The sequence below is a fragment of the Streptomyces sp. Sge12 genome (assembly GCF_002080455.1).
GTDB lineage: Bacteria > Actinomycetota > Actinomycetes > Streptomycetales > Streptomycetaceae > Streptomyces.
Map to the genome: position 1 here is coordinate 6,375,503 of NZ_CP020555.1, position 21,570 is coordinate 6,397,072.

The following is a 21,570-nucleotide window of genomic DNA, read 5'->3' on the forward strand; positions in this document are numbered from 1 at the left end:
GGACGAACGTGCTGATTGCCGGGTTCCCCGCAGGCGCTTGGGGCACCAACTGCTACGTGGTCGCCCCCGCCGCCGGTGAGGAGTGCGTCATCATCGACCCGGGCCATCAGGCCGCCCAGGGTGTCGAGGAGACGCTGAAGAAGCATCGGCTCAAGCCCGTCGCGGTCGTTCTGACCCACGGCCACATCGATCATGTGGCCTCGGTGGTCCCGGTGTGCGGAGCACACGACGTACCGGCCTGGATCCACCCCGAGGACCGCTACATGATGAGCGACCCGGAGAAGGCCCTCGGCCGCTCCATCGGGATGCCTCTCATGGGCGAGCTGACCGTGGGGGAGCCGGACGACGTCCGCGAGCTGGCCGACGGCGCCGCGCTGAAACTGGCCGGAATGGACTTCTCCGTGGCGCACGCGCCGGGGCATACCAAGGGGTCGGTGACCTTCAGGATGCCCGAGCTGGCCGACATTCCGCCGGTCTTCTTCTCGGGCGACCTGCTCTTCGCCGGCTCCATCGGACGCACCGACCTGCCCGGCGGCTCCCACGCCGAGATGCTCGAGTCGCTGGGCCGTGTGTGCCTGCCGCTCGACGACTCGACCGTGGTGCTGTCCGGCCACGGTCCCCAGACCACCATCGGCCGCGAGCGCGCGACCAACCCGTACCTGCGGGAGGTCGCCGCCGGGCTCGGAGACGGCACCGCCGCTCCACGACGAGGAATGTGACGAGAGTTTCGTGAGCACTTTCAAGGCCCCCAAGGGCACGTACGACCTGATCCCGCCGTACTCGGCCAAATACCTGGCGGTCCGCGACGCCATCTCCGCCCCGCTGCGCAAGGCCGGGTACGGCTACATCGAGACGCCGGGCTTTGAAGACGTGAACCTCTTCGCCCGCGGTGTCGGCGAGTCCACCGACATCGTCACCAAGGAGATGTTCACCCTCACCACCAAGGGTGGCACCAACCTCGCCCTGCGCCCCGAGGGCACCGCCTCCGTGCTGCGCGCGGCCCTGGAGGCCAGCCTCCACAAGCAGGGCAACCTGCCGGCCAAGCTGTGGTACTCCGGCTCCTACTACCGCTACGAGCGCCCGCAGAAGGGCCGCTACCGCCACTTCTCGCAGGTGGGCGCGGAGGCGATCGGTGCCGAGGACCCGGCCCTGGACGCCGAGCTGATCATCCTGGCCGACCAGGCCTACCGCACCCTCGGCCTGTCGAACTTCCGCATCCTGCTGAACTCGCTCGGCGACAAGGAGTGCCGCCCCGTCTACCGCGAGGCGCTGCAGACCTTCCTGCGCGGCCTCGACCTCGACGAGGAGACCGTCCGCCGGGCCGAGATCAACCCGCTGCGCGTGCTCGACGACAAGCGGGCCGACGTGCAGAAGCAGCTCGTCGGCGCCCCGGTGCTGCGGGACTACCTGTGCGACGCGTGCAAGGCGTACCACGAGGAGGTGCGGGAGCTGATCACGGCTGCCGGCGTCGTCTTCGAGGACGACGAGAAGCTGGTGCGCGGACTGGACTACTACACCCGCACCACCTTCGAGTTCGTCCACGACGGCCTGGGCGCGCAGTCTGCCGTGGGCGGCGGCGGCCGCTACGACGGCCTGTCCGAGATGATCGGCGGACCGGCCCTGCCGTCGGTGGGCTGGGCGCTCGGCGTGGACCGCACGGTCCTGGCCCTCGAGGCCGAGGGCATCGAGCTGGACATCCCGGCGGCGACGACGGTCTTCGCGGTGGCACTGGGCGAGGCCAAGCCGACCGTGTTCGGGCTGGTGACGCAGCTGCGCAAGGCGGGTGTCGCCGCGGACATGTCGTACGGCGGCAAGGGCCTCAAGGGCGCCATGAAGGACGCCAACCGCAGCGGCGCGCGCTTCGCCGTCGTGGTCGGCGAGCGGGACCTCGCCGAGGGCGTCGTCCAGCTGAAGGACATGGAGTCCGGCGAGCAGGCCTCCGTGCCCGTCGCCGAGCTGGTCGATACGGTCCGGGCCCGCCTCGCCTGACGGCAGCGGCCGGGGAGTGCACAGGGCGGGGCCGAAGGATGTTTCCCCGGCCCCGCCCGTTCACAGGCTCATGCGGCACAATGGCCCGTGCTTGATCACCTGGCAGATGTGGAGCGGGCGGTATGACGACACGAAGCGCGGACGCGGACACCGCCCGGGGCAGGACCGTCGGAGGGAGCCGGGCCCTGGCCCTGCTGCTGGTGATCACCGGCGCCGCGGGGCTGCTCGCCGCCTGGGTGATCACGATCGACAAGTTCAAGCTGCTCGAGGACCCGGACTTCAAGCCGGCCTGCAGCCTGAACCCGATCGTCTCCTGCGGCAACATCATGACGAGCGACCAGGCGTCGGCCTTCGGCTTCCCGAACCCGATGCTCGGACTCGTCGCCTACGGCATCGTGATCTGCGTCGGCATGAGCCTGCTCGCCGGGGCCGCTTTCCGCCGCTGGTACTGGCTGACCTTCAACGCCGGCACGCTCTTCGGCGTCGCCTTCTGCACCTGGCTCATGTACCAGTCGCTGTACAACATCAACTCGCTCTGCCTGTGGTGCTGCCTGGCCTGGGTCGCCACGATCTTCATGTTCTGGTACGTCACCGCGCACAACGTCCGCAACGGACTGCTGCCCGCCCCGGGCTGGGTCAAGTCCTTCCTCGACGAGTTCACCTGGGTCCTGCCCGTGCTGCACGTCGGGATCATCGGGATGCTGATCCTGACCCGCTGGTGGGACTTCTGGACCTCCTGACGGCGGACGGCCCTGTCGGTGGGCTCGCATAGGCTTCCTGTGTGGAACCAGACCTGTTCACCGCAGCTGCCGAAGACCGCAGGGAGAAGGACCCCGCGAGCTCCCCGCTCGCCGTCCGGATGCGCCCGCGCACCCTGGACGAGGTCGTCGGCCAGCAGCACCTGCTGAAACCCGGATCACCGCTGCGGCGGCTGGTCGAGGAAGGGGCCGGCGGCCCGGCCGGTGCCTCCTCGGTGATCCTCTGGGGCCCGCCGGGCATCGGAAAGACCACGCTGGCGTACGTGGTCAGCCAGGCCACCCAGAAGCGCTTCGTGGAGCTCTCCGCCATCACGGCGGGCGTCAAAGAGGTACGGGCCGTCATCGAGGGCGCCAAGCGCGCGGCCGGTGGTTACGGCAAGGAGACCGTCCTCTTCCTCGACGAGATCCACCGCTTCAGCAAGGCACAGCAGGACTCGCTGCTCCCGGCCGTCGAGAACCGCTGGGTGACGCTGATCGCGGCCACCACCGAGAACCCGTACTTCTCGATCATCTCGCCGCTGCTCTCGCGCTCGCTGCTGCTGACGCTGGAACCGCTGACGGACGAGGACCTGAGCGCGCTGATGCGGCGCGCGCTCACCGAGGAGCGAGGACTGGGCGGAGCCGTCTCCCTCCCGGCGGACGCGGAGGCGCACCTGCTGCGGATCGCCGGCGGCGACGCCCGGCGGGCGCTGACCGCGCTGGAGGCCGGCGCCGGATCGGCCCTCGCCAAGGAAGAGGACGAGATCACCCTCCAGACGCTGGAGGAGGCGGTCGACCGTGCGGCGGTCCGGTACGACAAGGACGGCGACCAGCACTACGACGTGGCGAGCGCGCTGATCAAGTCGATCCGCGGCTCGGACGTGGACGCCGCGCTGCACTACCTGGCGCGGATGATCGAGGCCGGTGAAGACCCCCGGTTCATCGCGCGCCGCCTGATGATCTCCGCGAGCGAGGACATCGGGCTGGCGGATCCGACGGCCCTGCCGATCGCGGTCGCCGCGGCCCAGGCGGTGGCGATGATCGGCTTCCCGGAGGCGGCGCTGACCCTGTCGCACGCCACGATCGCGCTGGCGCTGGCCCCGAAGTCGAACACCGCGACGACCGCGATCGGCGCGGCGCTGGCCGACGTACGGGCGGGGCTGGCCGGCGCCGTTCCCGCGCACCTGCGCGACGGGCACTACAAGGGCGCGGCGAAGCTGGGGCACGCGCAGGGGTACGTGTACCCGCACGACGTGCCGGGCGGGATCGCCGCGCAGCAGTACGCACCGGACGAGATCCAGGGGAAGCGGTACTACGAGCCGACGCGCTACGGCGCGGAGGCCCGCTACGCGGACGTGGTGGAAAAGGTCCGCGACCGGCTGCGCGGCGCCACCTCCTAGGCCGGGCGCCGGGCCGGGTGGCGGGGGCCCCGCCGGGCGGGCGGCTCCGGCGCGGTCAGCACCTCGTGGCTCCGGCGTGGCCGCGCGGGGGGCGGGGCGGCGGAGCCTAGGCTCCGGGCATGGCTCCGTCCCGGCCGTTCGCCGTCGTCCTCGCGCTCGCCCTCGCCGGGCCCGCGGCGGCCGGATGCCATCACGAAGACGCCGGGACGGCACGCGCCAGCGCGGCCGCGCTGGTCGCGCAGGTGCCGCTCACCGGGGCAGGGTTCCCGCCGGACGCGCGCACCGCCCAGGCGCAGCTGGCCGGGCTGAAGGTCGAGTGGGGCCGCAACTGGCAGACGTACAAGCGCGAGAACTTCGGCAAGTACTGGTCCGACGAGACCGGTGCCGTCGGCGGGCGCAACGGCTGTGACACCCGCGACGACGTGCTGCGCCGGGACCTCAAGGAGCTCCGCGAGGGGGACCGGAACCCGTGCGTCGTGCTCTCCGGGGTGCTGCACGACCCGTACACCGGCAAGGAGCTGCCCTACACCTACCGGCGGGCCTCGCAGATCCAGACCGACCACGTCGTCGCGCTCGGCGCCGCCTGGCGGGGCGGCGCGTACGCGTGGACCCCGCAGCGCAGGCTGGAGTACGCCAACGACCTCGACGTACTGCTCGCCGTGGACAAGCAGACCAACTACGACAAGGGCAGCAGGACGGCCGACAAGTGGCGGCCGCCCCGGCGGGCGTACTGGTGCGAGTACGCGCGCCGCTACACCGGCATCAAGGCCAAGTACGGGCTGACCGTGACCGCGCCGGAGAAGCTCGCCCTCCAGGACATGCTGGCCACCTGCACCCCCTGACCACGGCCTGGGCCGTCTCTTCCGGATCTTGTCGGGCCCGGCCCGCCCGGCACGGCACCTCGCCGCGTTGTCGGGGCGCCCGAGTACGTCCAGTACACGGGCGCCCCTCCGCCTTGCGATGTACCGCACCGGACGACCCGGGCTGATCCGACAAGATCCGAAAGAGACGGCCTAGTGCGAAGCCGCCGAGAACAGGGAGTGCATCGCCCGGCGCAGGCCGCAGATGTCGGCGACCGGCTCCGGGAAGTCGAAGCGGGCGTCGAAGGAGCCGGTGGCGCCGCCGGTGAAGCGGACGCGCAGGCCGAGGCGGTCCAGGGAGAGCGGGACGGCGGTCATGCCGCGGGCCTCGCGGGCGCCCAGCAGCCCGCACAGCTCGCCGAGCCGGTCGCCGTGGGCGGAGTGCAGGTGCTGCAGCAGCTCCGTCTCGTGCGCGACCATCGGGTCCGGCTCCGCCGCGGCCAGGTCCTCCGGGTCCACGTGCTCGGCGCCCCACAGGTCGTCGACCGAGATCTCGCCGACCTCCAGGCGCAGCATCATCCAGGCCGGGCGGCCGCCGCCCCGAAGAGCATCCGCCGGGGGGTCCTGGGACTCCCGCATGCCCAGCAGCTCGCCCACCGGATGCCGCTCCGCGAGCAGCGCCGCGCAGGCCGCGCGCTCGTCCCCGCGCACCGGCGTCAGCCAACCGGCGAGCCAGGCGCGGCCTCGGATACGATGGGGCACGGACACCGGCGCCACATCCGTGATCTCGATCACGGCGGTGAGGTCGTCGTCCTGGGCGTGAGCGGCTGCCCTGGCAGCCGTGGATTCCCCTGAGACAAGGAGAATCACGTCCCCGTCCGGGGTGACGGTCCGCGCGACCGGCAGCCCTGTCCCGAACTCCTCGGCCTCGTGACTGTCACGAGCACCGATCAGCGTGAGGGATACTGAGGCGTTGGACTCTACGAGGGTTCGTACGCGTTCGGCTCCGGTGAGCTGCCGAACGCCTTCCCTGGGACGCGGCTGACCTTGCTTATCGTCGTCGAAAGCGGATTCCGTTTCGTTGGAATCCGAACTTCGATGCGCACTGGGCAGGGGGATCCCATGTGGTCGAGACATTACGTCCTCCTCGCTAAGGTAAGCCTCACCTAACTTACATGGAGGTAGGTTCCCCGTGAACCAGAAGCGACCCAAGGTCAAGAAGTCGCGTGCCCTCGGCATTGCACTGACCCCGAAGGCCGTCAAGTACTTCGAGGCCCGCCCCTACCCGCCGGGCGAGCACGGCCGTGGCCGCAAGCAGAACTCGGACTACAAGGTTCGTCTGCTGGAGAAGCAGCGTCTGCGCGCTCAGTACGACATCTCTGAGCGTCAGATGGCCCGCGCGTACGACCGCGCCAAGAAGGCCGAAGGCAAGACGGGCGAGGCGCTTGTCGTCGAGCTCGAGCGTCGCCTCGACGCCCTGGTTCTGCGTTCGGGCATCGCCCGCACCATCTACCAGGCCCGCCAGATGGTCGTTCACGGCCACATCGAGGTCAACGGTGACAAGGTCGACAAGCCGTCGTTCCGTGTCCGTCCGGACGACGTCATCACCGTGCGCGAGCGCAGCCGCGAGAAGGTTCCGTTCCAGGTTGCCCGCGAGGGTGGCTACGCAGGCGAGGGCGAGACCCCGCGCTACCTGCAGGTCAACCTGAAGGCCCTGGCCTTCCGCCTGGACCGCGACCCGAACCGCAAGGAAATTCCGGTCATCTGCGACGAGCAGCTCGTCGTCGAGTACTACGCCCGCTGATGCAGGCCTAGTCTCACTGGCTGGTCGACCCGCCGTCCCCTCCGGGGGGCGGCGGGTTTTCCTGTCCCGGGACCGGCCCTGTTCCGGGACCGGCCCCGCCGCTACGGCTGCTCCGTCGCCGCGCCCGTCGACACCCGCGAGCCGCGCGGCCGCCCCGGCTGCCGGGGCACGCCGCCGGGGCCGGCGCCGCGTTCCTCCGGATCGCGCAGCGCCCGCCCCACCAGCGCCTCACGGCTCAGCTCCCGCCCCTCGGCCTCGTACGCCGCGTAGCGCTCGGCGCCCAGCAGCTCGCCCGCCTGCTCCCGGCACATCAGCCGGGGGGCGTTGAAGTAGCCCGAGCCGAACAGCTGGAGCCCGACCCCGCCCCACATCGGCTCCGCCGCGCCCTGGAGCACCGCGGCCTCGGCCGCGTCCCCCTCCGCGACCGTGACCAGCGCCAGCAGCTCCAGCGCGAGGACCAGCCCGACCAGATCGTGGAAGACGTGGTTGATCGCCACGCACTCGGTCAGCAGTTGCCGCGCCTCCCGCGTACGCCCCGCGTCGAGGGCCGCGTATGCGAGGACGTACAGGGCGTACGCCTTCGTCCAGCGCTCCCCGTGCTCCTCGCAGATCTCCCGGACCTCCCCGCACAGCGCGAGCGCCCCCGGCAGGTCGCCGAGGAAGGCCAGGGCCATCCCCAGCTCCACCTGGCACATCAGCACGTTGCTGTTCAGCTCGCCGGCCGCCCGGTACTGCTCCAGCGCCGAGCCCAGCAGCTCCCGGGCCCGCGCCATGTCGTCCGAGACCAGCGCCAGACAGCCCATCCGGTGCACGGCGTAGGCCGTCGCCACCGGGTTGCCGCTCTGCGCCGCCCCGTCCCGGCACTCGTACAGGGCGCTCATCGAGGCCGCCGCGTCGCCCTGGAGCGCCGCGACGTAGCCCAGTACCCACAGGGCCTTCAGCCGCGAGTTCTCGTACTCGCCCGCCGCCCGGTCCACCGGTTCCAGGGTCCGCTCCAGCCAGTGCCGGCCCTCGGTCAGCCGCCCGCAGCCGGCCCAGTAGAACCACAGGGTCCCCGCCAGGTACTGGCCCAGATGCGCCTCGTCCGGCTCGTCCAGGCAGCACTCCAGAGCGAGCCGGAGGTTCGGCAGCTCCACCTCCACCAGCGCGGCCACCTCCTGCTGGCGCGGGCTGAACCAGTCCAGCTCGCACCACGTGGCCAGCCCCACGTACCAGTCCCGGTGGCGCCGGCGCAGGCGGCCGGCGTCGCCGAGCGACTCCAGCCAGCCCGCCCCGTAGACCCGTACGGTCTCCAGCATGCGCAGGCGCACCCCGGCGGGCGTCTCCTCCCGGACCAGCAGGGACTGGGCCACCAGCTCCCCGACCAGGTCCAGCACCTCCTCCACCGGCAGGTCCGGGCCCGCGCACACGTATTCGACGGCGTCGAGGTCGAACTGCCCGGCGAACACCGACAGCCGCGCCCACAGCAGCCGCTGCGCCGGGGTGCACAGCTCATGGCTCCAGCCGATGGCCGTGCGCAGCGCCCGGTGCCGGGCCGGCCCGCCGCGCGCACCGCCCGTCAGCAGCGCGAAGCGGTCCTCCAGCCGGGCGAGCACCTGCGCGGGCGACAGCGTGCGCAGCCGGCCCGCCGCCAGCTCCAGGGCCAGCGGGATCCCGTCGAGCCGGGCGCACAGCTCCACCAGCGCGGCCCGGTTGTCCGCGGTCACGGCGAAGGCCGGGTCCGCCGCGCAGGCCCGCGCCGTCAGCAGGGCCAGCGCCTCCTCGGGGACCGGCGGGGCCAGCGGAAGGAGCAGCTCCCCCTCCAGGGCCAGCGGGCGCCGGCCCGCCGCGAGGACGTGCAGGCCGGGGCAGCGGCGCAGCAGCTCCCGTACCAGGTCGGCGCACTCGTCGACCAGCTGCTCGAAACCGTCCAGGACCAGCAGCACCCGGCGCCCGGCCAGGTGCTCGGCCAGGACGGCACGGGGCGGGCGGGTGGTGTGGTCGGTCAGCTCCAGCGCCTCGGCGAGGGCGAGCTCCAGCAGCGCGGGGTCCCGTACGGTGGCCAGCTCCGCCAGCCACACCCCGTCGCAGTAGCGTTCCTGCGCTCCCTCGGCGGCGCCCCGGGCGGCCGCGAGCGCGAGCCGGGACTTGCCCACCCCGCCCACGCCGGTCACCGTCACGAGCCGGGAGCATTCCAGGAGCCGTCCCAGCTCGGCGAGTTCGCCACCCCGCCCGATGAACCGGCTGAGCTCCGAGGGAAGATTGCCCCCGGCGGTACTTCGAAGGGGTCTCTGTCCCATGGGACACGGAGGGTACTGGTCCGGATGCGCTGCGTTCAAGACGGGTCCCGTCCTCCCCGAATTCGGGTACGGCCGGGGATCTCCGGCGCGATAGGGTCGGAGGGCGAATAGTCCTGCACTTCAGGAACAGACAGAGAGCGGTGTGACGTGTCCGGTGTAGAGGTGGCCGGGATCATCGTGGCCGTCTTCTGGGCCATCCTGATCTCCTTCCTGGCCGTGGCGCTGGTGAGGCTGGCCCAGGTACTGAGGGCGACGACCAAGCTGGTGGCCGACGTGACCGACCAGGCCGTCCCGCTGCTGGCCGACGCCTCCACCACCGTCCGCTCCGCGCGCACCCAGCTCGACCGGGTCGACGCCATCGCGAGCGACGTCCAGGAGGTCACCTCCAACGCCTCCGCCCTGTCCTCCACCGTCGCCACCGCCTTCGGCGGGCCCCTGGTGAAGGTCGCGGCCTTCGGCTACGGCGTCCGCAAGGCGCTGGGCAAGGGGGATGCCGCGACGTCGGGCGGCGTGCCGCCGAAGAAATCCCGACGAACCGTGATCGTTGGCCGTACGGTGCCCGCCGCCCGGCGCCGCAGGCAGAAGGGCTGAGACCGCCGATGTTCCGCCGAGCCTTCTGGTTCACCGCAGGCGCAGCCGCCGGCGTGTGGGCCACCACCAAGGTCAACCGCCAGCTGAAGAAGCTGACGCCGGAGAGCCTCGCCGCCCAGGCGGCCGACAAGGCCGTGGAGGCGGGTCACCGCCTCAAGGACTTCGCCCTCGACGTCAAGGCGGGAATGACGCAGCGCGAGGACGAGCTGAACGACGCACTGGGGCTCGGGCGGGACGCCTTGGACCCGGTGCGGCCCGACAACGTCACGGCCCTTCCCGGGCCGCGGCGGCTGCGGGCCATCGAGAACGACAAGACCACCTACCGCCCCAACCTTTCGTACGACCGGAATGAGGACCACTGATGGAGTCGGCCGAAATTCGCCGCCGCTGGCTGAGCTTCTTCGAGGAGCGCGGTCACGCCGTTGTCCCTTCGGCGTCGCTCATCGCGGACGACCCGACTCTGCTGCTGGTGCCCGCCGGCATGGTGCCGTTCAAGCCCTACTTCCTGGGGGAGACCAAGCCCCCGGCCCCCACGCTCACCAGCGTCCAGAAGTGCGTCCGTACGCCGGACATCGAAGAGGTCGGCAAGACCACCCGCCACGGCACGTTCTTCCAGATGTGCGGCAACTTCTCCTTCGGCGACTACTTCAAGGAAGGCGCCATCAAGTACGCCTGGGAGCTGCTGACCAGCTCCGTGGCGGACGGCGGCTACGGCCTGGAGCCGGAGAAGCTCTGGATCACCGTCTACCTCGACGACGACGAGGCCGAGCAGATCTGGCGCGAGAAGATCGGCGTCCCGGCCGAGCGGATCCAGCGCCTGGGCAAGAAGGACAACTTCTGGTCCATGGGCGTCCCCGGCCCCTGCGGCCCCTGCTCCGAGATCAACTACGACCGCGGCCCCGAGTTCGGCGTCGAGGGCGGCCCGGCCGTCAACGACGAGCGCTACGTGGAGATCTGGAACCTGGTCTTCATGCAGTACGAGCGCGGCGCCGGCGACGGGAAGGAAGACTTCCCGATCCTCGGTGACCTGCCGTCGAAGAACATCGACACCGGTCTCGGCCTCGAACGCCTCGCGATGATCCTGCAGGGCGTGCAGAACATGTACGAGACCGACACCCTGCGCGTGGTCATGGACAAGGCCACCGAGCTCACCGGCGTGCGGTACGGCGCCGCCCAGAGCACGGACGTCTCGCTGCGCGTGGTCGCCGACCACATCCGCACCTCGACCATGCTCATCGGCGACGGCGTCACCCCCGGCAACGAGGGCCGCGGCTACGTGCTGCGCCGCATCATGCGCCGCGCCATCCGCAACATGCGCCTCATGGGCGCCACCGGACCCGTGGTCCAGGCCCTGGTCGACGTCGTGATCAACACGATGGGCCAGCAGTACCCGGAGCTCGTCACCGACCGCAAGCGCATCGAGACCGTCGCGCTCGCCGAGGAAGCCGCCTTCCTGAAGGCCATCAAGGGCGGCACCAACATCCTCGACACCGCCGTGACCGAGACCAAGGCCGCCGGCGGCACGGTCCTCTCCGGCGACAAGGCGTTCCTGCTCCACGACACCTGGGGCTTCCCGATCGACCTCACCCTGGAGATGGCCGCCGAGCAGGGCCTCTCCGTGGACGAGCCCGGCTTCCGCCGCCTGATGCAGGAGCAGCGCGACCGCGCCAAGGCCGACGCCAAGGCCAAGAAGACCGGCCACGCGGACATGTCCGCCTACCGGGAGATCGCCGACGGCTCCGGCGCCACCGAGTTCACCGGCTACGCCACCACCCAGGGCGAGTCCACCATCGTCGGCCTGCTGGTCAACGGCGTCTCCGCGCCCGCCGCCTCCGAGGGCGACGAGGTCGAGGTCGTCCTGGACCGCACCCCCTTCTACGCGGAGGGCGGCGGCCAGCTCGCCGACCAGGGCCGCATCAAGCTCGACTCGGGCGCCGTCATCGTCGTCCGCGACGTGCAGCAGCCGGTCCCGGGCGTCTCCGTGCACAAGGGCTCCGTCCAGGTCGGCGAGGTGACGGTGGGCGCCTCCGCGTACGCCGCCATCGACATCAACCGCCGCCGGGCCATCGCCCGCGCCCACTCGGCCACGCACCTGACCCACCAGGCGCTGCGCGACGCCCTCGGCCCGACGGCCGCCCAGGCCGGTTCCGAGAACAGCCCCGGCCGTTTCCGCTTCGACTTCGGTTCCCCGAACGCCGTCCCCGGCTCGGTCCTCACCGACGTCGAGCAGAAGATCAATGACGTGCTGTCGCGCGAACTCGACGTCACCGCCGAGATCATGAGCATCGACGAGGCGAAGAAGCAGGGTGCCATCGCCGAATTCGGCGAGAAGTACGGCGAGCGCGTCCGCGTGGTCACCATCGGCGACTTCTCCAAGGAGCTGTGCGGCGGCACGCACGTCGGCAACACCGCCCAGCTGGGTCTGGTGAAGCTGCTCGGCGAGTCCTCCATCGGCTCCGGCGTGCGCCGCGTCGAGGCCTTGGTGGGTGTGGACGCGTACAACTTCCTCGCCAAGGAGCACACGGTCGTCGCCCAGCTCCAGGAGCTGGTCAAGGGCCGCCCGGAGGAGCTTCCGGAGAAGATCGCCTCCATGCTCGGCAAGCTGAAGGACGCCGAGAAGGAGATCGAGAAGTTCCGCGCGGAGAAGGTCCTCCAGGCCGCCGCCGGTCTGGCCGCAGGCGCCCAGGACATCCGCGGCGTCGCCCTCGTCGTCGGCACCGTCCCGGACGGCACCGGCGCCGACGACCTGCGCAAGCTGGTCCTCGACGTCCGCGGCCGCATCCAGGGCGACCGCCCGGCCGTGGTGGCCCTGTTCACCACGGCGAACGACCGCCCGCTGACCGTCATCGCCACCAACGAGGCCGCCCGCGAGCGCGGCCTCAAGGCCGGCGACCTGGTCCGTACGGCCGCCAAGACCCTCGGTGGCGGCGGTGGCGGCAAGCCGGACGTGGCCCAGGGCGGCGGCCAGAACCCGGGAGCGATCCCGGAGGCCATCAGCGCCGTCGAGCGCCTCGTCGTCGAGACGGTCTGACGATGACGCTGCGCCGCGGCCGCCGGCTCGCCATCGACGTCGGTGACGCCCGCATCGGGGTCGCCTCGTGCGACCCCGACGGGGTGCTGGCCACACCGGTGGAAACCGTTCCGGGCCGGGACATCCCCTTCGCCCACCGGCGGCTGCGGCAGCTCGTCGAGGAGTACGAGCCCCTCGAAGTCGTGGTCGGCCTCCCTCGCTCGCTCAGCGGGCGGGAGGGGCCGGCCGCGGCCAAGGTGCGCGTCTTCGCGAACGAACTCGCGAAGGGCATCAAGCCGGTGACGGTCCGTCTGGTGGACGAGCGGATGACCACGGTCACCGCCGCACAGGGGCTGAGGGCCTCCGGGAAGAACGCCAAGAAGGGCCGGTCGGTCATCGATCAGGCGGCCGCTGTGGTCATCCTTCAGAACGCTCTTGAGACCGAACGGGTATCAGGTAATCCGCCCGGTGAGTGCGTCGAAGTGGTTGTCTGATCGCGATACGGTAACGTTCCGCGCGATGAGACGGCATTCGAACAGCCGTCGCCCACCGTCAATGAGGCGGAACCGGGTGCCACGGATGACGGAGTCCGTGGCCTCCGTCTCGCGGCTCTAGGGGACCGATGACTGAGTATGGCCGGGGCCGTGGCCCCGAACCCTGGCACCCCGAGGACCCCCTGTACGGGGACCAGGGGTGGACCGGGCACCAGACCCAGCAGGGTCAGGTGCCTTACGGCGGTGCCCCGCAGCAGGAGTTCCCGCAGGAGCCTCAGTACCAGCAGCAGTACCCCCAGCATCAGCAGTACCAGCAGTACCCGGAGCACCAGCAGCAGTTCCCGCAGGAGCCCCAGTACGAGCAGGGGCAGTACGGGCAGCAGCAGTACCAGCAGGGGCAGTACCAGCAGGGCCAGTACCCGCAGCAGGCGCAGGCGCAGCCGCAGCAGTACGCGCAGCAGCAGTACGCCGACCAGCAGCAGGCCTATGCCCAGCAGCAGGCACAGCCCCAGCAGCCGCAGCCGGTGTACGACAGCCAGGGCTGGGACACCGGCCAGGTCCAATACACCTCCGCGGTGCAGACCGGCCCGTACGCGGGTGTGGACCCCTACACCCAGCAGCCCGTGACGGACTACCCCGGTGAGGCCCCGGACCACTACAGCACCGAGGACGCCTACGCGCCGCCGCAGCCCCCGGGCCGGCGGCACCTCGAACCGAAACCGGTCGAGGAGGAGGAAGAGCCGGAGAGCGGCCTCCTCACCGCGGGCGGCGGCCGGGACGGCGACGACGACGGTGACGAGCCCGGTGACGGGCGCCGGGGTGGCCGCTCGAAGGGCGGCAGCCCCAAGAAGCGCAACGGCATGGCCTGCCTGGTCGCCGCGGTCGTCATCATCGGCGTGGTCGGCGGTGGCGGCTACTACGGCTACAACTACATCAAGGCCAGATTCAGCTCGGCCGAGGACTTCGCGGGCGAGGGAACCGGCGAGATCGTCGAGGTCGAGATCCCCAAGGGGTCCGGCCTGATGCAGATGGGCATGATCCTCAAGAAGGCGGGCGTCGTCGCCAGCGGTCAGGCCTTCGCCGACGCAGCGGCCAAGCTCCCGCCGGGCAAGGCCATCCAGGCCGGTGTCTACCCGCTCCGGAAGAAGATGTCGGCCGCGTCCGCCGTCGAGGTGATGAGCGACCCCTCGAAGCTGAACGTCATCACCGTCACCGAGGGCATGCGCAACTCCTCCGTGTACGCGGCGATCGACAAGAAGCTGGGCCAGCAGGAGGGCACCACCGCCGAGATCGCCAAGCGCGAGGTCAAGAACCTCGGCCTGCCGGCCTGGGCGAACAACAACCCGAAGCTCATCGACCCGCTCGAGGGCTTCCTGTACCCGGCGCGCTACGACCTCAGCAAGGACAGCACCCCCGACTCCCTGCTCAAGCAGATGGTCAAGAACGCGACCGACAAGTACGCGGAGCTGGGCATCGAGGGCAAGGCCAAGGAGCTGGGCCTGGAGAATCCGCTCCAGGTGGTCACGGTCGCCAGCCTCGTCAACGCCGAGGGCAAGAACCACGACGACTTCCGGAAGATGGCCGAGGTGGTCTACAACCGCCTCAAGAAGACCAACGACGTCACCAACCAGAAGCTCCAGTTCGACTCGACGTACAACTACGTCAAGAACCAGAGCGAGATCAACTTCAACCTGAAGGAAGCCCAGGCCTTCGACAACCCCTACAACACGCACTTCATCAAGGGGCTGCCGACCGGTCCGATCAACAACCCGGGCCTGGACGCTCTGACCGCTACGCTCAGCCCGGACCACGGTGGCTGGATGTTCTTCGTGTCGGTCGACGGTCACACGACGACCTTCACCAAGACCTACGAAGAGCACACGAAGCTGGCCGACGAGTTCCAGGAACGGCAGAAGCAGAAGAACGGCGGTTAGCAGGACATGTCACGCATAAGGGCCGCGGTGTTGGGTTCGCCCATCGAGCACTCGCTCTCGCCGGTGCTGCACCGCGCCGCTTATCAGGAGCTCGGCCTCGACGACTGGTCGTACGACCGCTTCGAGATCGACGAGGCCGCGCTCCCCGCGTTCGTGGCAGACCTCGGCCCCGAGTGGGCGGGACTGTCCCTGACCATGCCGCTCAAGCGGGCGGTCATCCCGCTGCTGGACGGCATCAGCGACACGGCCGCCTCCGTCGAGACGGTCAACACCGTCGTGTTCACCGAGGACGGCCGGCGCCTCGGCGACAACACCGACATCCCCGGAATCGTCGCCGCGCTCCACGAGCGCGGCGTCGAGAAGGTGCCCTCGGCCGCCATCCTCGGCGCCGGGGCCACCGCCTCCTCGGCGCTCGCAGCCCTCGCCCGGATCTGCTCCGGCGAGGTCACCGCGTACGTCCGCTCCGAGGCCCGCGCCGACGAGATGCGCCAGTGGGGCGAGCGGCTCGGCGTTCCCGTCCGGACGGCCGACTGGTCCGCGGCCGCCGAGGCCCTGTCCGCGCCGCTGGTGATCGCCACCACCCCGGCCGGTACCACCGACGCCCTGGCCGGTTCCGTCCCGGAAGGCGCGGGCACCCTCTTCGACGTCCTCTACGACCCCTGGCCGACCGCGCTGGCCGCGGCCTGGTCGGATCGGGGCGGCCGGGTCGTCGGCGGGCTGGACCTGCTGGTGCACCAGGCCGTCCTCCAGGTCGAGCTGATGACGGGCCGGACCCCGGGTCCGCTCGCCGCCATGAGGGCTGCGGGAGAGCGGGCGCTGGCCTCCCGTTAAGCTTTCCACCTGCGTATTCACGGGGGGCGGCATGGACGGGAACGGCACGGAGCAGGTACTCGCGTCGAAGTGGGACCTCCCCTTCGTGCTCTTCCACATGGCCAGGGTGGCCTTCGGTGGCCTGCCCCTGTGGACCAAGGCGATCACGATCGGACTCCTCGGTTCCACCATCGTCTGGTCGGCGATCACCTATCACCGCGGGCGCGGCCGGCGGGTCCGCTGACCATTCGGGCGTCCGAAGGCTGGACCGGGGCCCGAGAAACCCCTCCGGACATGGGAGGATCGGGTGAGGCGGGTCCGGGCCGCGCACCCGATCGCGCCGTCGCTGTACCAGGCGCGAGCATGAGGAGCATCGTTGAGCAGGTTGCGTTGGCTGACCGCCGGGGAGTCCCACGGACCGGCACTGGTGGCGACGCTGGAGGGCCTTCCCGCCGGCGTCCCGGTCACCACCGAGCTGGTGGCCGACCACTTGGCCCGGCGCCGGCTCGGCTACGGCCGCGGTGCCCGGATGAAGTTCGAGCAGGACGAGATCACCTTCCTGGGCGGCGTCCGGCACGGTCTGTCGCTGGGTTCCCCCGTGGCCGTGATGGTCGGCAACAGCGAGTGGCCCAAGTGGGAGACGGTCATGTCGGCCGACCCGGTCGACCCGTCGCTGCTCAAGGACACCGGCCGCAATGCGCCGCTGACCCGTCCGCGCCCCGGCCACGCCGACCTCGCCGGCATGCAGAAGTACGGCTTCGACGAGGCCCGGCCGATCCTGGAGCGCGCCAGCGCCCGTGAGACCGCCGCCCGCGTCGCCCTCGGCGCGATCGCCCGGTCCTTCCTCAAGGAGGTCGCCGGCATCGAGATCGTCTCGCACGTGGTGGAGCTGGCCGCGGCCAAGGCCCCGTACGGCGTCTACCCGACCCCCGCCGACGTCGAGAAGCTCGACGCCGACCCGGTGCGCTGCCTCGACGCCGACGCGAGCAAGGCGATGGTCGCCGAGATCGACCAGGCCCACAAGGACGGCGACACCCTCGGAGGCGTCGTCGAGGTGCTCGCGTACGGGGTCCCGGTCGGCCTCGGCTCGCACGTCCACTGGGACCGCCGTCTCGACGCCCGTCTCGCCGGCGCCCTCATGGGCATCCAGGCCATCAAGGGCGTCGAGGTCGGTGACGGCTTCGAGCTGGCCCGCGTGCCCGGCTCCCAGGCCCACGACGAGATCGTCTCCACCCCCGAGGGCATCAAGCGCACCTCCGGCCGCGCAGGCGGCACCGAGGGCGGCCTGACCACCGGCGAACTGCTGCGCGTACGGGCCGCGATGAAGCCCATCGCGACCGTCCCGCGCGCACTGGCGACCGTCGACGTGGCCACCGGAGAGGCGACGGTGGCCCACCACCAGCGCTCCGACGTGTGCGCCGTGCCGGCCGCCGGCATCGTCGCCGAGGCCATGGTCGCCCTCGTACTGGCCGACGCGGTCGTCGAGAAGTTCGGCGGTGACTCCGTCCCGGAGACCCGCCGCAACGTCCGGTCGTACCTCGACAACCTGCAGATCCGGTGACCGCCGGACCCTTGGTCGTCCTCGTCGGACCCATGGGCTCCGGCAAGTCCACGGTGGGGGCGCTGCTCGCCGAGCGGCTCGGCGTCCCCTACCGGGACACCGACGCCGACATCGTCTCGGCCCAGGGCCGGGAGATCTCCGACATCTTCGTCGACGAGGGCGAGCCGTACTTCCGCGAGCTGGAGCGGCAGGCGGTCGCCGCCGCCGTCGCCGGGCACACCGGAGTCCTCGCCCTCGGCGGCGGCGCCGTCCTCGACGAGGGCACCCGCGAACTGCTCGCCGGCCTGCCCGTCGCCTACCTGTCGATGGACGTCGAGGAAGCCGTACGCCGGGTGGGCCTCGGCGCCGCCCGCCCGCTGCTGGCCGTCAACCCGCGCCGCCAGTGGCGCGAGCTGATGGACGCCCGGCGCCCCCTGTACACCGAAGTCGCGCGCGTCGTGGTGGCCACCGACGACCGCACACCCGAAGAGGTCGCCCAGGCGGTCCTCGACGCTCTGGAGTTGAAGGACGTATGACAGACCAGGTGACGCGGATCCAGGTCGGCGCGAGCGCCGGACACGACGCGTACGACGTGCTGGTCGGGCGGCAGCTGCTCGGCGAGCTCGGCTCCCTGATCGGTACGAAGGCCCAGCGGGTCGCCGTGATCCACCCCGAGGCGCTGGCCTCGACCGGTGAGGCACTGCGCGACGACCTGGCCGAGCAGGGCTACGAGGCGGTCGCCATCCAGGTGCCGAACGCCGAGGAGGCCAAGACGATCGAGGTGGCCGCCTACTGCTGGAAGGCACTGGGCCAGTCCGGATTCACCCGCACCGACGTGATCGTCGGCGTCGGCGGGGGAGCCACCACCGACCTCGCGGGCTTCGTCGCGGCCAGCTGGCTGCGCGGGGTCCGCTGGATCGCCGTACCGACCACCGTCCTCGCGATGGTGGACGCGGCCGTCGGCGGCAAGACCGGCATCAACACCGCCGAGGGCAAGAACCTCGTGGGTGCCTTCCACCCGCCGGCCGGTGTGCTGTGCGACCTGGCGGCGCTGGACTCGCTGCCGGTCAACGACTACGTCAGCGGCCTCGCCGAGATCATCAAGGCCGGATTCATCTCCGACCCGGTGATCCTCGACCTGATCGAGGAGGACCCGGCGGCGGCCCGTACGCCCGACGGCCCGCACACCGCGGAGCTCATCGTGCGCTCCATCCAGGTCAAGGCCGACGTGGTCTCCAGCGACCTCAAGGAGTCGGGCCTGCGGGAGGTCCTCAACTACGGCCACACCCTCGCGCACGCCATCGAGAAGAACGAGCGCTACAAGTGGCGGCACGGCGCGGCCGTGTCCGTCGGCATGGTCTTCGCCGCCGAACTGGGCCGGCTCGCGGGCCGCCTGGACGACGCGACGGCCGACCGGCACCGGGAGATCCTGGCCGCCGTGGGCCTGCCGCTGACCTACCGCGGCGACCAGTGGCCCAAGCTGCTCCAGACCATGCAGGTCGACAAGAAGTCCCGCGGCAACCTGCTGCGCTTCATCGTCCTCGACGGACTGGGCAAGCCGACCGTCCTGGAGGGTCCCGACCCGGCGCACCTGATCGCCGCCTACGGCGAGGTGTCGGCGTGAGCCGCCCCGTACTCGTGCTGAACGGCCCGAACCTGGGCCGGCTCGGCTCGCGCGAGCCCGACGTGTACGGGGCCACCTCGTACACGGGGCTCGTGGAGAGCTGCCGATCGCTGGGCGAGGAGCTCGGCTTCGACGTCGAGGTCCGCGAGACCAACGACGAGGGCGAGTTGATCCGCTGGCTGCACGAGGCGGCGGACGGGAAGATCCCCGTGGTCATCAACCCGGGGGCCTTCACGCACTACTCGTACGGCATGCGGGACGCGGCGGCGCAGCGCACGGCGCCGCTGATCGAGGTGCACATCTCGAACCCGTACGCCCGCGAGGAGTTCCGCCACACCTCGGTCATCGCCGCGGTGGCGACCGGCACGGTGGCGGGCTTCGGTATCGGTTCGTACCGGCTGGCGCTGCGCGCACTGGCGGACGAGATCTCCGCCTGACACGCTGCCTGACGGTGCTGGTGGACGGCCGGGCCCCGGCAGTCATATAACGTTCTCGCATCAGTCGCCGGAACGAGATGGAGTGGCAGCGGATGCAGCACGGAGTGGGGGGCGGGGACGCGGGCCGGTGGCAGCCGGGACCGGGCCCGTCGGCGCCCCCGCAGCCGCCGATACCCCCGGCGCAGGGCTGGCCGGGTTCGCCCCCGCCGCAGTCTCCGCACCAGCCGCCCCACCAGCCCCATCAGCAGCAGTCGTCGTACCCGTCGCAACCGGTGCCGGCCGTGCCGGAGCCCACCGGGCACATCCCGCTGCCGCCCGCCGTGGCGGGTACCGGCGGTGCCGTCCTCGCCGTGCTGCTGATCGGCCCGGCCGGTGCCGGGAAGACCACCGTCGCCCGGCACTGGGCCAGCACCCGGCCCGTCGCGACGGCCCACGTGAGCCTGGACGACGTCCGCGAGTGGGTCTGCTCCGGTTTCGCGGACCCGCAGGCGGGCTGGAACGAGCACTCCGAGGCCCAGTACCGGCTCGCCCGCCGCACCTGCGGCTTCGCCGCCCGCAACTACCTGGCGAACGGCATCTCCTGCATCCTCGACGACGCGGTCTTCCCCGACCGGCCCGTCGTCGGACTGGGCGGCTGGAAGCGGCACGTGGGCCCCAACCTGCTGCCCGTGGTGCTCCTGCCCGGCCTGGAGATCGTCCTGGAGCGCAACGCGGCCCGCTCCGGCAACCGCCGGCTCTCCGACGAGGAGGTCGCGCGGATCCACGGCCGGATGGCCGGCTGGTACGGCTCCGGCCTGCCGATCATCGACAACTCCCACCTCGACGTCGAGGGCACCGCCCGCGCCCTCGACGAGGCACTGGCCCGCGCCCTGGCGGCTCCCGGCGGCTGGTAGTCCCCGATCCGGCCGGATGGCGCCGCCGGCGGCCCCGCAGGCCGCCCCGGGCCCGTCCGGACGCGCTCGCCGGGCCGGATCGCCGGGGCGCTCGTACGCTCGAAGACATGTCAGACGTGTACGCCGCCCGCCGGAGCCTGCTTCGCGACCGATGCGCCGCCGCGGGGAACGCCGCCGCACTGATCACGCGTCCGGCGAACGTCCGCTACCTCTCCGGGGCGTCCCCGCTCGGCGCGGTGCTGCTCGTCGGCCCCACCGAGGACATGCTCTTCTGTGCCGGCGCACCCACCGGCGAGGCCGACGAGGGCCGCCTCGACGAACGCCTGGACGTCTCCGTCCTGGGCAGCCCCGGCGGCGATCCGGCCGTCGCCGCCGCCGACCTGGCCGCCTCCCTGCGGGCCGACTCGCTCGCCGTGGAGGAGCACCACCTCACCGTCGGCCGGCACCGGGCCCTGCGCTCCGTGGCGCCCAAGCTGCGCCTCGCGGACCTCGGCACCGCCGTGGAGCAGCAGCGCCTCGTCAAGGACGAGGAGGAGATCGCCTGCCTGCGGATCGCCGCCGAGATCGCCGACCAGGCCCTCGGCGAGCTGCTGGAGTCCATCCTGGTGGGGCGTACCGAACGGCACCTCGCCCTGGAGCTGGAGCGCAGGCTCGTCGACCACGGGGCGGACGGCCCCGCCTTCCCCACCTCCGTCGGCACCGGCCCGCACTCGGGCCGCTCCCGGCACCGGCCCTCCGACCGCAGGGTGGAGGAGGGCGACTTCCTCACGGTCTGCCTGGGCGCCAACTACCGTGGCTACCGGTGCGAGATCGGGCGGACCTTCGTGATCGGCACCAGCCCGGCCGACTGGCAGATCGAGCTGTACGATCTGGTCTTCACCGCCCAGCGGGCCGGGCGCGAGGCCCTGTTGCCGGGGGCCGCGTACCGGGACGTGGACCACGCCGCACGCTCCGTACTGGACTCCGCGGGGCACGCCGAGGCCCTCGCCCCGTCGACCGGACACGGTGTGGGCCTCGAAATCGACGAGGACCCGCAGCTTGCACCTACGGCAATGGGTAAACTGGACGCTTGCGTGCCGGTCACCGTCGAACCGGGGGTTCACCTCCCGGGCCGGGGAGGTGTCCGGATCGATGACACGCTCGTCGTGCGCCCCGAGGCGGACGGCGGTCCCGAGCTACTCACCATTACGACCAAGGAGCTGCTCGCGCTCTAGCCGGCTCTGCCGGT

Annotated in this window: 21 protein-coding genes; 19 read left to right on the forward strand and 2 right to left on the reverse strand. The window is 71.5% G+C overall.

Features of this window, described 5'->3' with window-relative positions:
- Positions 1-8: 8 nt before the first annotated feature.
- From B6R96_RS28695 to B6R96_RS28715, 5 genes are all read left to right on the forward strand, one after another.
- Entirely contained in the window at positions 9-719 is a 711-nt protein-coding gene (locus B6R96_RS28695; protein ID WP_053169502.1) for an MBL fold metallo-hydrolase, read from the forward strand.
- A 10-nt stretch (positions 720-729) separates the two neighbouring features.
- Entirely contained in the window at positions 730-1,989 is a 1,260-nt protein-coding gene (gene hisS / locus B6R96_RS28700) for a histidine--tRNA ligase (protein WP_081524032.1), read from the forward strand.
- Between the two features lie 122 nt (positions 1,990-2,111).
- Positions 2,112-2,729 (forward strand): vitamin K epoxide reductase family protein, encoded by a 618-nt coding sequence (locus B6R96_RS28705; protein WP_079404401.1) that lies wholly within the window; start codon positions 2,112-2,114, stop codon positions 2,727-2,729.
- A 41-nt stretch (positions 2,730-2,770) separates the two neighbouring features.
- Positions 2,771-4,126, forward strand: coding sequence for a replication-associated recombination protein A (locus B6R96_RS28710; protein WP_081524033.1), 1,356 nt, complete (start codon positions 2,771-2,773; stop codon positions 4,124-4,126).
- Between the two features lie 119 nt (positions 4,127-4,245).
- Entirely contained in the window at positions 4,246-4,968 is a 723-nt protein-coding gene (locus B6R96_RS28715) for an HNH endonuclease family protein (protein ID WP_081524034.1), read from the forward strand.
- A 171-nt stretch (positions 4,969-5,139) separates the two neighbouring features.
- Here B6R96_RS28715 and B6R96_RS28720 read toward each other — a convergent pair whose 3' ends face one another.
- Positions 5,140-6,063: a DUF2470 domain-containing protein gene (locus tag B6R96_RS28720; protein WP_237291541.1), complete on the reverse strand. Its 924-nt coding sequence runs from the start codon at positions 6,061-6,063 to the stop codon at positions 5,140-5,142.
- Between the two features lie 55 nt (positions 6,064-6,118).
- Here B6R96_RS28720 and rpsD point away from each other — a divergent pair, with 55 nt between their 5' ends.
- Entirely contained in the window at positions 6,119-6,730 is a 612-nt protein-coding gene (gene rpsD, locus B6R96_RS28725) for a 30S ribosomal protein S4 (protein WP_008740451.1), read from the forward strand.
- 101 nt (positions 6,731-6,831) lie between these two features.
- Here rpsD and B6R96_RS28730 read toward each other — a convergent pair whose 3' ends face one another.
- Positions 6,832-9,009 carry an ATP-binding protein gene (locus B6R96_RS28730; RefSeq protein WP_081524035.1) on the reverse strand — a complete coding sequence of 726 codons (2,178 nt, stop codon included), beginning with the start codon at positions 9,007-9,009 and terminating at the stop codon, positions 6,832-6,834.
- 147 nt (positions 9,010-9,156) lie between these two features.
- Here B6R96_RS28730 and B6R96_RS28735 point away from each other — a divergent pair, with 147 nt between their 5' ends.
- From B6R96_RS28735 to B6R96_RS28795, 13 genes are all read left to right on the forward strand, one after another.
- Positions 9,157-9,600, forward strand: a complete 444-nt coding sequence (locus tag B6R96_RS28735; protein ID WP_081524036.1) for a DUF948 domain-containing protein — start codon at positions 9,157-9,159, stop codon at positions 9,598-9,600.
- A gap of 8 nt (positions 9,601-9,608) precedes the next feature.
- A complete protein-coding gene (locus B6R96_RS28740) occupies positions 9,609-9,962 on the forward strand; it encodes a DUF6167 family protein (protein WP_081524037.1) in 354 nt (117 codons plus the stop codon).
- A complete protein-coding gene (gene alaS, locus B6R96_RS28745) occupies positions 9,962-12,631 on the forward strand; it encodes an alanine--tRNA ligase (RefSeq protein WP_030387205.1) in 2,670 nt (889 codons plus the stop codon). Before B6R96_RS28740 ends, alaS begins: the two co-directional genes overlap by 1 nt.
- A 2-nt stretch (positions 12,632-12,633) precedes the next feature.
- The gene (gene ruvX, locus B6R96_RS28750) at positions 12,634-13,104 is read left to right on the forward strand and encodes a Holliday junction resolvase RuvX (protein WP_030387206.1); all 471 of its coding nucleotides are present in this window, start codon (positions 12,634-12,636) and stop codon (positions 13,102-13,104) included.
- Positions 13,105-13,232: 128 nt separating this feature from the next.
- The gene (gene mltG, locus B6R96_RS28755; RefSeq protein ID WP_081524038.1) at positions 13,233-15,038 is read left to right on the forward strand and encodes an endolytic transglycosylase MltG; all 1,806 of its coding nucleotides are present in this window, start codon (positions 13,233-13,235) and stop codon (positions 15,036-15,038) included.
- 6 nt (positions 15,039-15,044) lie between these two features.
- Complete coding sequence (locus B6R96_RS28760) at positions 15,045-15,869, forward strand: shikimate dehydrogenase (RefSeq protein WP_079404396.1); 825 nt, start codon at positions 15,045-15,047, stop codon at positions 15,867-15,869.
- Positions 15,870-15,900: 31 nt separating this feature from the next.
- Positions 15,901-16,092 (forward strand): hypothetical protein, encoded by a 192-nt coding sequence (locus B6R96_RS28765; RefSeq protein WP_030387209.1) that lies wholly within the window; start codon positions 15,901-15,903, stop codon positions 16,090-16,092.
- Between the two features lie 132 nt (positions 16,093-16,224).
- Positions 16,225-17,409, forward strand: a complete 1,185-nt coding sequence (aroC, locus tag B6R96_RS28770) for a chorismate synthase (protein ID WP_030387210.1) — start codon at positions 16,225-16,227, stop codon at positions 17,407-17,409.
- Positions 17,406-17,924, forward strand: coding sequence for a shikimate kinase (locus tag B6R96_RS28775; protein ID WP_030387211.1), 519 nt, complete (start codon positions 17,406-17,408; stop codon positions 17,922-17,924). The genes aroC and B6R96_RS28775 overlap by 4 nt, the downstream gene beginning before the upstream one ends.
- Complete coding sequence (gene aroB, locus B6R96_RS28780; protein ID WP_030387212.1) at positions 17,921-19,012, forward strand: 3-dehydroquinate synthase; 1,092 nt, start codon at positions 17,921-17,923, stop codon at positions 19,010-19,012. Before B6R96_RS28775 ends, aroB begins: the two co-directional genes overlap by 4 nt.
- A complete protein-coding gene (aroQ, locus tag B6R96_RS28785; protein ID WP_052873988.1) occupies positions 19,009-19,449 on the forward strand; it encodes a type II 3-dehydroquinate dehydratase in 441 nt (146 codons plus the stop codon). The genes aroB and aroQ overlap by 4 nt, the downstream gene beginning before the upstream one ends.
- Positions 19,450-19,541: 92 nt before the next feature.
- Positions 19,542-20,342, forward strand: a complete 801-nt coding sequence (locus B6R96_RS28790; RefSeq protein ID WP_081525306.1) for an AAA family ATPase — start codon at positions 19,542-19,544, stop codon at positions 20,340-20,342.
- A gap of 107 nt (positions 20,343-20,449) precedes the next feature.
- Complete coding sequence (locus B6R96_RS28795; RefSeq protein ID WP_030387215.1) at positions 20,450-21,556, forward strand: aminopeptidase P family protein; 1,107 nt, start codon at positions 20,450-20,452, stop codon at positions 21,554-21,556.
- Positions 21,557-21,570 lie beyond the last annotated feature (14 nt).

Excerpts from the sequence above, each read along its gene's own strand:
- B6R96_RS28795 (WP_030387215.1), top strand. The coding sequence starts at position 20,450 with ATGTCAGACGTGTACGCCGCCCGCCGGAGCCTGCTTCGCGACCGATGC.
- B6R96_RS28740 (WP_081524037.1), top strand. The coding sequence starts at position 9,609 with ATGTTCCGCCGAGCCTTCTGGTTCACCGCAGGCGCAGCCGCCGGCGTG.
- B6R96_RS28760 (WP_079404396.1), top strand. The coding sequence starts at position 15,045 with ATGTCACGCATAAGGGCCGCGGTGTTGGGTTCGCCCATCGAGCACTCG.
- B6R96_RS28705 (WP_079404401.1), top strand. The coding sequence starts at position 2,112 with ATGACGACACGAAGCGCGGACGCGGACACCGCCCGGGGCAGGACCGTC.
- alaS (WP_030387205.1), top strand. The coding sequence starts at position 9,962 with ATGGAGTCGGCCGAAATTCGCCGCCGCTGGCTGAGCTTCTTCGAGGAG.
- mltG (WP_081524038.1), top strand. The coding sequence starts at position 13,233 with ATGACTGAGTATGGCCGGGGCCGTGGCCCCGAACCCTGGCACCCCGAG.
- ruvX (WP_030387206.1), top strand. The coding sequence starts at position 12,634 with ATGACGCTGCGCCGCGGCCGCCGGCTCGCCATCGACGTCGGTGACGCC.
- B6R96_RS28730 (WP_081524035.1), bottom strand. The coding sequence starts at position 9,009 with ATGGGACAGAGACCCCTTCGAAGTACCGCCGGGGGCAATCTTCCCTCG.
- B6R96_RS28765 (WP_030387209.1), top strand. The coding sequence starts at position 15,901 with ATGGACGGGAACGGCACGGAGCAGGTACTCGCGTCGAAGTGGGACCTC.
- aroB (WP_030387212.1), top strand. The coding sequence starts at position 17,921 with ATGACAGACCAGGTGACGCGGATCCAGGTCGGCGCGAGCGCCGGACAC.
- B6R96_RS28720 (WP_237291541.1), bottom strand. The coding sequence starts at position 6,063 with ATGTCTCGACCACATGGGATCCCCCTGCCCAGTGCGCATCGAAGTTCG.
- B6R96_RS28790 (WP_081525306.1), top strand. The coding sequence starts at position 19,542 with ATGCAGCACGGAGTGGGGGGCGGGGACGCGGGCCGGTGGCAGCCGGGA.
- B6R96_RS28715 (WP_081524034.1), top strand. The coding sequence starts at position 4,246 with ATGGCTCCGTCCCGGCCGTTCGCCGTCGTCCTCGCGCTCGCCCTCGCC.